We start from the raw sequence: 11,282 nt of genomic DNA on the forward strand, positions 1-11,282 counted from the left end.
GACATGTTCCGCCGGGCCGGCCGGTACATCGACCGCATCCTGAAGGGGACCAATCCGGGCGATCTGCCCATGGAGCAGCCCACGAGATTCGAGCTCGTGATCAACGGCAAGACGGCCAAGACCCTGGGCCTCACGATCCCGTCGTCTCTGCTGTTGCGGGCTGACCGGGTCATAGAATGACCGAGCCTGGGCGCGCTCCCGGGCCAGACGGTCCCGGGGAGCGTCCCGCCCGCGTGCGACAGACATCGGTCGGTCACGAAGCTGAGGTAACCGTCCTGGAGCGCGTGACGTGGCACCGGTTCGGTGTCCGCACGATGGGGCATCGAACCGCGCGCTGCAGCGGACCGGGGGCTCGCGATGCTCGCCCCTCGGCCGCTGACCGCGGGCGTTATACGAACAGCGCCGGTGACGTTGAGAAGACGCGCGATCTAGTGATCGAGCACCCGGAAGCCTTCCCTAGACCGGGCGCGGAACCCCCGCGCGCTCGCTCGAGCGCGGCGTGGTCTGAGCCTAGGGGTTTTGAACGCCCTTTTCGGCGGCCCGCGCTCGGGGTCCGCCAGCGAACCTCTAGGCGACGATAGACCATCCCGCCGCGCGACCCCAGCGGGCGTCCCCGGGGGCCGCGTTGAGGCCGGAGCGCGCTGGCGGTATAGTGGCGGGCGTGACCGCGCTCCTCGACGACCTCCGGATCATCGATCTCTCGCGCATCGTGGCGGGGCCCCTCGCCACCCAGATCTTCAGCGACTACGGCGCCGAGGTCATCAAGGTCGAGGAACCGCGGCTGGGCGACGACAGCCGGCACTGGGCCCCGCCCCGCGCCCCGAACGGCGACGCGTCGTACTTCTACGCCGTCAACCGCGGCAAGAAGAGCATCGCCATCGACCTCAAGCACCCGCGGGGCCGGGCGTTGGTGGTGGAGCTCTGCCGCCGGGGCGACGTCCTGGTCGAGAACTTCACGCCCGGGACGATGGAGCGCCTCGGGCTGGGCGCCGAGACCCTGCGCGCCGAGAACCCGCGGCTCATCTACTGCTCGATCTCGGGGTTCGGCGCCACCGGGCCCTATCGCGAGCGGGCCGGCTATGACGCGATCATGCAGGGCTTCACCGGGCTCATGTCCATCACCGGCGAGCCCGACGGCCCGCCGGTCAAGGTCGGCGTCGCGCTGATCGACGTCATCACGGCGCTGTACGCCCACGGGGCGATCCTGGCAGCGGTCCACCATCGGGCCCGGACGGGCGAAGGACAGCGCCTCGAGCTCTCGCTGATGGAATGCGGCATCGCGGCGCTCATCAACGCCGCCACCGCCTACCTGGTGGGCGGGGAGGTGCAAGGCCGGTGGGGCAGCGCCCATCCCTCTCTCGTCCCGTACCAGGCTTTCCGGGCGCGGGATGGGTACCTCATGGTCGGGGCGGGCAACGAGCGGCTCTGGAAAGCCTTCTGCGAGGTGCTCGGCGCGCCGGAGTGGGCCGACGATCCCCGCTACGACACGAACGCCAAGCGGGTCGAGTGCCGGGCCGAGCTGGTGGGCCTCATCGAGAGCCGGCTCGCCGCGCGCTCGCGGGACGCGTGGGTCGGGGCCTTCGCCGCCGCCGGCCTCCCGGCGGGCCCGATCAACGACATCGGCCAGGTCTTCGCCGACCCGCAGGTGCAGCACCGGGAGATGGCCGCCCCCCTGGAGCACCCGACCGCGGGTCGGATCCGGCTGCCGGGTATCCCGGTCAAGTTCGGCGCGACCCCCGCGCGCATCCAGGGCCCGCCGCCCCGGTTGGGGGAGCACACCGACCAGGTGCTCCGGGACGTCTTGGGACTCGGAGCGGCCGACATCGCCGAGCTGCGCACGGCCGGGGTGATCGGCGATCACCCGGGCGACCAACCAGAGGAGAGCCACCCATGGCATACGAGACCCTGATCCTCGAGCGGGAGGCGGGCTTCGCGGTCATCACCCTGAATCGCCCCCCGGCCAACGCCATCTCGGCTCAGCTCGTGGTCGACCTCGAGGCGGCCATCGGCACGCTGGAGGGCGACGACGGGGTCCGGGCGGTGATCATCACGGGGGCGGGTGAGCGGATCTTCTGCGGCGGCGCCGATCTGACCAGCGCCTTCAGCGGAGGCCCCGGTCCGGACCTCGAGGCGTTCCTCCAGCGGGGCAACGCGCTCCTGCGCCGGATCGAGACGTTCCCGAAGCCGGTCATCGCGGCCATCCAGGGCCACGCGACCGGCGGGGGGTGCGAGATCGCGATGGCCTGCCACCTCCGCATCATGAAGGAGACCGCCCGGATCGGCCAGACCGAGTCGAACCTCGGCATCATCCCCGGCTACGGGGGAACGCAGCGCCTGCCCCGCCTCATCGGCCGGACGAAGGCGCTCGAGTACCTGATCCTGGGGACCCAGATCCCGGCGTCCGAGGCCCTCGCCCTCGGGCTCGTGAACCGCCTGGCCAAGGAGGGGGAGACGCTCCAGGAGGCCAAGGCCCTCGCCCGCAGCCTCGCCGGGCGCGCGCCGGTGGCCACCCGGCTCATCATCCAGTGCGTGGACCGCGGTCTCAACGGTCCGATCGACGAGGGCATCGAGACGGAGCTCCGCGCCTTCCTCGAAGTCCTCGGGACCGAGGACGCGGCCGAGGGAATCCAGGCCTTCTTCCAGAAGCGCGCGGCTGAGTTCAAGGGACGCTGATGAGAGGGGCGCTCGGCCGCGCTGACCTGACAGCCGCGGTGCCGGCGCTCGCGGGGGCGGTGCGTCTCCCCGCCCTCTCGGCCCGGGCGGAGGTATGGCGAGACCCGCAGGGGATCCCGCACGTCCGGGCCGCGTCGTTCCACGACGCCTTTCTCGCCCAGGGCTTCGTCCACGCCCAGGACCGGCTCTGGCACATGGAGTACGACCGCCGCCGGGCGTACGGCCGCTGGGCCGAGTACGCAGGCCCCGGGGCGCTGGCCCAGGACACCCTCCTGCGGCGCTTCCGCCTCGGAGCCAGCGCGCGCGCGGACTACGCGGCGGTGAATGCGGAGGCACGGGCGATGCTCGACGCCTACGCGGCGGGCGTCAACGGTTTCCTCCGGACGACCGCGACGCTCCCGATCGAGTTCGGTCTGCTCGGAGCCCGCCCGGAGCCGTGGGCGCCGTGGGACTGCCTCGCCGTCTTCAAGGTCCGCCACGTGCTCATGGGCGTCTGGCAGCTCAAGGCCTGGCGCGGGCGACTCGTCCGCCATCTGGGCGCCGCCCGGGCGGCCCGGCTCTGCCCGGGCACCCAGCCGAACCCGATGCTGATCGTCCCGCCGGGGGTGGAGTACCGCGGGCCGGCGGCGGACGGCCTCGCGGAGCTCACTCAGGGCGAGTCGGTGCTCGCCCATCTCGCCGACTGGGACGGCGGCAGCAACAACTGGGCGGTGGCGGGGCGCCTCACCGCGTCCGGCAAACCGCTCGTCGCCGGGGATCCGCACCGGGCCCTCGACGTCCCCAACGTCTACTACCAGAACCACGTGGCCTGTCCCGAGTTCGACGCCATCGGGCTGTCGTTCCCCGGCGTGCCCGGCTTCCCGCACTTCGGGCACACCGCCGCGGTCGCCTGGTGCGTGACGCACACGGGCGCGGACTATCAGGATCTCTACGTCGAGCGCTTCGATCGGGAGGACCCCCGCCGCTACGCGTTCGGCGACGGGTGGCGGCAGGCCGAGACCGAGCGGGAGACCATCCGCATCCGGGGCGCCGATCCGGTCGAGGTCCAGATCACCGTCACGCACCATGGACCGGTCGTGCTCGGGGATCCGGCGAGCGGCTACGCGATCGCCGTCCGCTATACGGCCACCGCGGGCCCGAACCGGACTGTCGAGGCCTTCCTTCCGATGCTGCGGGCGACCTCGGGGGTGGAGCTGGAGGCCGCCATGCGGCCATGGGTCGACCCCGTGAACAACCTCGTCTTCGCCGACGTTCACGGCGCGATCGGCTACCGGACACGCGGCGAGGTCCCGATCCGGGCGATGGCCAACGCCTGGCTGCCGGTCCCCGGCTGGGACGGCCACCACGAGTGGCAGGGCTCGATTCCGTTCGACGAGATGCCGGCCTTGCGCAACCCGGAGACGGGCTTCGTGGCCACGGCCAACAGCCGCGTGGCCGGCCCCGAGTACCAGCACTACATCGGGCTCGACTTCGCGTCCGACTTCCGGACGCGCCGTCTCGTCGAGCGACTCCGCGGGCTGTCCCGCGCGACGGTCGCTGACATGGCGGCGATCCACGCCGACCGGGTCTCGATCCCGGCCCGCGCGTTCGTCGAGATCCTGCGCAAGGTCCCACCCGCCGATGCCGCCTCGGGAGACGCGCTGGAGCGGCTCCTCGCCTGGGACGGAACGATGGAGCGGGAGAGCGTCGCCGCCACGATCTACGCCGTCTTCCGCGAGCGGCTCGTGCGAGACCTCCTCACCCCCGTCCTGGGCGCCCTCGCGGCCGAGGCCTTCGCCGGTGAGCCTCGGGGCGCCGTGGCGCACATGGGCCGCCTCCGGGCCCAGCTCACCGAATGGATCGAGCGCGACGACCGGAGCCTCCTCCCGCCCGGCGCGGACTGGCCGACCGTCCTGGCTCGGGCGCTGACCGGCGCCGTGCGCGAGCTTCGTGAGCGGCTGGGTCCCGACGTCGAGGCGTGGCGCTGGGGACGCCTCCACGCGACGCGGCCACAGCACCCGCTGGCCGGCGCCGCTCCTGAGCTGGCCGGGTGGCTCAACCCGCCCGCGGTGCCCATTGGGGGAGACGGCGACACGGTTCAGGCGGCGTCGTTCATCGCGGCCGCCGGGTACGAGGTCAGTGCGACCGCCGTCGCCCGTTACGTCTTCGACCTCGGCGACTGGGACCGGAGCGCCTGGGTGATTCCGCTCGGTGCCTCGGGCCATCCGGGGAGCCCCCACTTCGCCGACCAGGCGGCCGTCTGGGGCGAGGTGAAGCTCGTGCCGATGCGGTACGACTGGAAGCGCATCGGGGCCGAAGCCGAGACCCACCAGGTCCTCGACCCGGCGTGACGGAACCGCCGATCTGACATGAGTGTCGGTTGCGTGTCGTGCCGCCTTCTGCTACGGTTTGCCCAGCCGATCGCGACGGTGTTCTCGTGGCAGCGCGGACTCGGATCGGGGAGGCGCCGATGGATCTGGGGATCGCCGGGAAAGTAGCGCTGGTGACGGGCGGCGCGCGGAACCTGGGGCGGGCGGATTGTCTTCGCCTCGCCGAGGAAGGATGCCGGCTGGCCGTCGTCGACCTCAACCGCGAAGGTGCCGAGGAGACGGCCGCCGAGATCCGCGGCAAGGGCGGGCAGGCGGTCTCCATCGAATGCGACATCACGGACCGCCCGGCCGTGAAGGCCGCCGTGGGACGGATCGAACGGGAGCTCGGTCCCGTCGACATCGTCGTCAACAACGCCGCGATCATCTGGACCCTCGCCCAGCTCAAGGACATGAAGGACGAGGACTGGGACCTGAATCTGAACGTCAACCTGACCGGCACCTACAACGTCACCAAGGCCGTCCTGCCCGGGATGCGGGAGCGCCGCTGGGGGCGGGTGATCTGCATGGCGTCGATCGCCGGCCTGCTCGGTGGCTTCGGGCAGACGGCGTACGCGACGACCAAGATGGGCGTCATCGGCTTTGCCCGGTCGGTCGCCCTCGAAGGCGCCCGCTACGGGATCACGGCCAACGTCATCGCCCCTGGCATCATCGGCGAGCACACGAAGCTTTCCCCGATGTACGACCGGATGGTCAAGCGGGTGGCCTTGCAACGGGAGGGCGACCCGGATGACATCGCTCATGCGGTCACCTTTCTCTCCTCGGAGCGAGCCCGCTACATCACCGGCGCCGTCCTGACCGTGACCGGCGGGATGGACCTCTTCACGTTCTGAGGCTGCCCATCTATCGGAGGGAGCGAACATGCCGACGGTGAACGAGACCTTCGACGCGATGCCGAGCCGCTTCAAGCCGGACCGGGCCCAGGGAGTCAAGGCGGTGATCCAGTACGACATCACGGGGGAAGGCGGCGGCACCTACCACGTCGACATCGCCGACGGGAAGTGTAGCGTCCAGCCGGGCCCCGCCCCGACTCCGACCCTGACGCTCACGATGGCCGCCCCGGACTGGCTCGACATGACCGCCGGGAAGCTGAACGGCCAGATGGCCTTCATGTCCGGGAAGCTGAAGCTGAAAGGAGACATGGGCCTCGCCATGAAGCTGGCGGGGATGTTCGGCATCTGAAGGGCTCGCCGGCGCCGCATGGCGGAGTCCTACTTCGACTGGACCGCGCGGCTCTTCGATCCCGCCCTCCTTCACACGAAGCCGGAGGCCTTGCGCGGGATCCGGGTGCTCGACATCTCGGTGATCATCTTCGGCCCGGCCACCGCCGACTTCCTGGGGGAGCTGGGCGCCGAGGTGATCAAGGTCGAGATGCCGGGGGTCGGCGACGTGACCCGGATCCTGGGGCCGGCCGGCTTCTTCTGGAAGAATGTCTCGGTCGCCTTCTTCCCGCAGAACCACGGCAAGTACCACGTGGGGGTGGACATGCACCACCCCGACGGCCAGGCCCTCATCCGGAAGCTCGCCGCCCGGTCGGACATCCTGATCGAGAACTTCAAGCCGGGCACGACCGAGTCGAAGTGGGGGCTCGGCTACCGGCAGCTCCGCGAGGTGAACCCGCGTCTCATCTACGTGGCGAACACCGGGTTCGGGCAGTGGGGCCCGCTGGCCGAGGGGCGCGCCTCCTACGACGGCCTGGCCCAGGCGGTATCCGGGCTCACGGCCATCTCGGGGTTCGAGGGCGGGCTACCCACCAAGGTCGGGAACTACCTGGGCGATTGGTTCGGCGCCTGCCTGTCGGCGATGGGCGCCCTGGCCGCGCTCCGCTGGCGGGACCGGACGGGCGAGGGACAGTTCGTCGAGATGGCCCAGTGCGAGGGGCTGGTGCGAGCGCTGGACTGGACGTGGCTCTACGCGGGGCTCACCGGGCGCGACCGCGCGAAGACGGGGAACCGTGACCCCCTCTTCGTCCCCTCCGGCATCTTCCGCTGCCGTGACGGCTACGTCGCCGTCGTGGCCGGCACCGACGCCGAGTTCCGTGGCCTGGCGGCCGCGCTCGCGCGGCCGGAGCTCGCCGAGGAGCCACGATTCCGGACGGCGGCGGCGCGGCGCGAGCCGGCGCACGCCGACGAGCTGGACCGGCTCATCGAGGCCTGGTGTGGTGAGCGGACGCGGGCGGAGGTCGAGTCGGTCGCCCGCCGGCACGGCTTCGCCGCGGCCCCCGTCATGCACGGCGGCGAGCAGTACCACGACGCGCACTTCCGCGCGCGCGGGACTGTCGCGGAGCTGGACGACCCGGTCTACGGACGCGTGGTGGACTACGGGCCGGCCCCCAAGCTCTCGGCGACGCCCGCCCGCCACAAGTGGGCAGGAAAGCCGGTCGGCTGGCACAATCGCCACGTCCTGAAGGGTCTGCTCGGCCTCAGCGACACCGAGATCGCCGAGCTCGAGCGCCGCGGCGTCGTCGGCCGCTGGGCGGACCGGCGAGGCGCGAAGCCGCCGGATGGGTGGACGGATGAGGGCGGCGGGTCATGAGCGGCCTCCCCTGGAGCGAGTGGATCCGCGAGGCGGAGGCGCCGGGGCGGGCCTCCGAGAAGCCCGAGGCTCTCGACGATCTCCTCGTGCTGGACTGCTCGGTGGCCCACTACGGCGGCCACGTCCTGGCCGGCTTCCTCGGCGAGCTGGGAGCCGAGGTGATCAAGCTCGAGCCTCCCGAGGGCGACCCGGCCCGCGCGTGGGGACCGCCCGACGTCACGGTCGCGGGGGAAGGCCTGGCCTTCCTGGCCGAGGGCCGCAACCGGGCCTACGTCACGCTGAACCTCGCCGAGGCCGAGGGACGCGCGCTGCTCCGCGGACTGGCCGCCCGGGCCGACGTCCTCATCGAGGGATTTCCGCCAGGTCAGATGGATGCCTGGGAAATCGGCTACCGGCAGCTCGGAGCCCTCAACCCGCGGCTCGTCTACGTCGCGCTGTCGGCCCACGGCCAGTTCGGGCCGCGGGCCGCCGATGGCGGCGTCGAGTACGACTTGCTCGACCAGGCCCGCTCGGGTCTCGCCTTCCTCACCGGAGAGCCCGGCGACGATCGTGCGGAGGCGCGACCGACCCGCGTGGGGAGCTGGATCAGCGCGTACGCCCAGGCGGCCTGGGCCGGGGTCGCGACGCTCGGCGCCGTCCACTGGCGGGATCTCCCGGGCAGCGGGGGCCGGGGGCAGATGATCGACGTCTCCGGGGCCGAAGCCCTGATGCGCTACCTCGAGTACACGCTCCTCCTCTATCACGCCGGGCAGCAGGTCCGGCAGCGCACCGGGATCTTCGACGTGGCCGTGTCCGTCTACACGTTCGTCCCCGTGAAGGACGGGTGGGCCTTCATCGCGGGGTACACGGACCCGAACTTCGGGGCCGTCTGCCGCGTCATGGGACGGCCCGAGCTCACCCAGGACCCCCGCTTTCGCACGACGCTCGACCGGACCAGGCCGGAGAATCGCGCGGCGCTCCGCGAAGAGATCGTCCGCTGGTCGGTGAACTACACGGCCAGCGAGATCCTGGCCAGGGTGCTGGCCGATCCGGGCCCGGGGGTGGTCGTCTTCGGCCCGGTGAACCGGCCGACCCAGACGCTCGCCGAGGAGCACTGGTGGGCCCGGGGCTGTTTCGGCCGCCTCGAGGATCCCGTCTACGGCGCGCTCCTCCTGGCCATGCCGGCCTGGCGCATGACTCGCACGCCCCCCCGGCTCAAGCTCCCCGGACGCCCGGCGGGGTACCACAACGGACACGTCTACGCCAAGTACTTCGGCTTCGGCCCGGAGCGGCTCGCCGAGCTCCGCAGCCGCGGTATCATCTAATCGATCCGCTAATCGATCCGCCGAGGGAGGGAGACGAAGGATGGCCGACCCGACACAGCCCGGAGACCCGCTGAAAGCCTTGTCCGAGGAATGGGTGCGGACCCTTCAGCGCACCACCAAAGCCATGGAGCTGCTCGCCACCCCGGCGGACCCCCAGATCGGCCTGAGCCCGAAGACGCTCGTCTACCGGCGTAACAAGGCGCGGCTCTACCGCTACGAGGGACCGCGGACGCGCCGCATTCCCGTGCTCTTCGTCCCGAATCTCGGGATCAGCCGGCCGTCGATCTTCGACCTGCGACCCGGCGCGTCGTTCGTCGAGTACATGTGCGGGCAGGGCTTCGACTTCTTCCTCCTGGACTGGGGCGTCTACGGCGAGGAGGACAATGGCCTGACCTTCGACGAGTGCGTGACGCGGCTTCTGCCCCGGGTGGCCCGCAAGGTGCTCGAGGCCTCGGGGGCGCCGGAGCTCACCGTGATCGGCTATTGCATGGGGGCGCCGCTCTCGGTCTCCTTCGTGGCGCTTCATCCCGAGGTTCCGGTGCGCGCCTACGTCAACATGGCCGGCCCCATCGACTTCTCCAAGGCCGGGATGTTCGCCCAGTGGCTCGACAAGCGCTTCTACGACGTGGACCGGGTCGTAGACACGATCGGCGCCATCCCGGCCGACTGGGTCCGGGTCGGCTTCAAGCTTCTCAAGCCCACCATGGACGTCTCGACGGCGCTGAACCTCTGGTGGAATCTCGACAAGGCCAGCTACGTCGAGGGCTACCAGGCGCTCTCCAAGTGGGCGAACGACTACGTGCCGTTCCCCGGCGAGTTCTTCCGCCAGTGGGTCAAGGACTTCTACCAGGGGAACAAGCTCATCCGGAAGGAGCTGCGGCTCGACGGCCGGCTGGTGGATCTCGGTCAGGTCCGCTGCCCGCTCTTCGTCGTGGCGGGCGCCGAGGACAACATCGCCCCCGCTCCCTGCGTGAAGGCCCTCCTGGATTACGTGGGGAGCCAGGACAAGACCTACCTGGAGCTCCCGGGCGGCCACATTTCACTCATCGCCGGTCGCGCCGCATCGAAACATTGCTGGCCTCGGCTGGCCGAGTGGCTGGCGGCCCGCTCGACCTGAGGGCGGGCCGGTTTCGCCATCGTGACGCCAGCTCCCGGGCGGCGGGGACGGGGGGCCGAGGGCTTCACCGGGCTCGTCCTGGGAGGGCACGCGCGTTGCATGGGATAATGGAGGCAGGCATATGAGCACGGTCAACCCCGCCCAGGAGATGTTCGATCTGTGGCGCCGGTCGCTCGAGGAGGGCACCCAGGCCTGGGTGCGAGCGATGGGCCAGATGAGCGTGCCGGCCTCCGCCCCCGCGTTCGATTTCACCCAGCTCTGGCGGCCCGTCTTCGACCAGGGGATGGAGAGCTGGCAGAAGGCGGCGGCCCAGGGCCAGCTCAGCCCCGAGTTCATGCAGCAGTGGAAGAGCTTCATGGATCAGTGGATCGAGGCCTGGTCGAACGCGCTGGGGCGAGCCATGGGGACGGAGGGCTTCGCTCAGGCGCTCGGCCGATACCTCGATCAGTGGCTCTCGATCCAGGCGCCGTTCAAGAAGGGCCTCGAGCAGTACAACGACACGGCGCTCAAGACGCTCGGCCTGCCTTCGCGCGGCCAGGTCGTCGGCGTCGCCTCGCAGCTCGTGGCGCTCGAGGAGCGGATCGAGAAGGTCGAGGACCGGCTGGAGGAGCTGACCGCGCTCCTCCGGCAGACCCTGCGGGCCGTCGTGGACCACGAAGAGGCGGCCCGGCAGCGGGCCGCCCAACCCAAGGAGGGGGCATGACCGGTCGGACCATCGAGGAGCTGGTGGTCGGTGACACCGCCGAGATCACGAAGCAGATCACGGCGGAGACGATTCGCGAGTTCGTCGAGACGACCGGCGACGATAACCCGATCCACTCGGACGCCGCCTTCGCCGCCACCACGCGGTTCGGGCAGATCATCGCCCCCGGCATCCTGACCGGAGGCCTCATCTCGGCGGTGATCGGGACCCGCCTCCCCGGCCCGGGGACGATCTACCTCTCCCAGGCCTTCCGCTTCCTTCGCCCGGTGTACATCGGCGACACCATCACCGCGCGGGTGGAGGTCACCGACGTCGTGCGCGAGCGGAACCGGCTGAGCCTCAGGACCGTCTGCCTCAATCAACGGGGCGAGCCCGTGCTGGAGGGCGAGGCCTGGATCATGCCTTCCCGCCAGCACATCGAGTACGAGGCGCCCGAGCATCGGCCCGGCGCCTGGGCGATGGCCTACGCGCCGGCCACGCTGGCGATGCAGGCCATGTCGTTCTGGGCGACCAGCGGGCTGACCTTCGCCGCCGAGCTCCTCAAGCTCTGGGAGGCCCGCCCGGCTGCCCGCAGCTGAGACCCG

Annotated in this window: 11 protein-coding genes; all 11 read left to right on the plus strand. The window is 71.1% G+C overall.

The genetic code is table 11. The features are described from left to right. The coding region (locus VGW35_00940; protein ID HEV8306203.1) for an ABC transporter substrate binding protein at positions 1-180 on the plus strand (180 nt) is incomplete at its 5' end. A gap of 472 nt (positions 181-652) precedes the next feature. After that, on the plus strand, positions 653-1,909 hold the full coding sequence (locus VGW35_00945) for a CoA transferase (protein ID HEV8306204.1): 1,257 nt from the start codon (positions 653-655) through the stop codon (positions 1,907-1,909). Then, the gene (locus VGW35_00950) at positions 1,891-2,673 is read left to right on the plus strand and encodes an enoyl-CoA hydratase-related protein (GenBank protein ID HEV8306205.1); all 783 of its coding nucleotides are present in this window, start codon (positions 1,891-1,893) and stop codon (positions 2,671-2,673) included. The genes VGW35_00945 and VGW35_00950 overlap by 19 nt, the downstream gene beginning before the upstream one ends. Further along, on the plus strand, positions 2,673-5,003 hold the full coding sequence (locus VGW35_00955) for a penicillin acylase family protein (protein ID HEV8306206.1): 2,331 nt from the start codon (positions 2,673-2,675) through the stop codon (positions 5,001-5,003). Before VGW35_00950 ends, VGW35_00955 begins: the two co-directional genes overlap by 1 nt. 119 nt (positions 5,004-5,122) lie before the next feature. After that, complete coding sequence (gene fabG, locus VGW35_00960) at positions 5,123-5,872, plus strand: 3-oxoacyl-ACP reductase FabG (protein ID HEV8306207.1); 750 nt, start codon at positions 5,123-5,125, stop codon at positions 5,870-5,872. Positions 5,873-5,900: 28 nt separating this feature from the next. Continuing rightward, positions 5,901-6,221, plus strand: coding sequence for an SCP2 sterol-binding domain-containing protein (locus tag VGW35_00965; GenBank protein HEV8306208.1), 321 nt, complete (start codon positions 5,901-5,903; stop codon positions 6,219-6,221). Positions 6,222-6,239: 18 nt separating this feature from the next. After that, complete coding sequence (locus VGW35_00970) at positions 6,240-7,574, plus strand: CoA transferase (protein ID HEV8306209.1); 1,335 nt, start codon at positions 6,240-6,242, stop codon at positions 7,572-7,574. After that, positions 7,571-8,878 (plus strand): CoA transferase, encoded by a 1,308-nt coding sequence (locus tag VGW35_00975; GenBank protein ID HEV8306210.1) that lies wholly within the window; start codon positions 7,571-7,573, stop codon positions 8,876-8,878. Before VGW35_00970 ends, VGW35_00975 begins: the two co-directional genes overlap by 4 nt. Before the next feature lie 40 nt (positions 8,879-8,918). Next, the gene (locus tag VGW35_00980; protein ID HEV8306211.1) at positions 8,919-9,995 is read left to right on the plus strand and encodes an alpha/beta fold hydrolase; all 1,077 of its coding nucleotides are present in this window, start codon (positions 8,919-8,921) and stop codon (positions 9,993-9,995) included. Between the two features lie 121 nt (positions 9,996-10,116). Further along, the gene (locus VGW35_00985) at positions 10,117-10,698 is read left to right on the plus strand and encodes a hypothetical protein (protein ID HEV8306212.1); all 582 of its coding nucleotides are present in this window, start codon (positions 10,117-10,119) and stop codon (positions 10,696-10,698) included. Then, the gene (locus VGW35_00990; GenBank protein HEV8306213.1) at positions 10,695-11,276 is read left to right on the plus strand and encodes a MaoC family dehydratase; all 582 of its coding nucleotides are present in this window, start codon (positions 10,695-10,697) and stop codon (positions 11,274-11,276) included. The genes VGW35_00985 and VGW35_00990 overlap by 4 nt, the downstream gene beginning before the upstream one ends. Positions 11,277-11,282: the final 6 nt, after the last annotated feature.

The sequence above is a fragment of the Candidatus Methylomirabilota bacterium genome (genome assembly GCA_036005065.1).
Classification (GTDB): Bacteria; Methylomirabilota; Methylomirabilia; order Rokubacteriales; family DASRDR01; genus DASYQW01.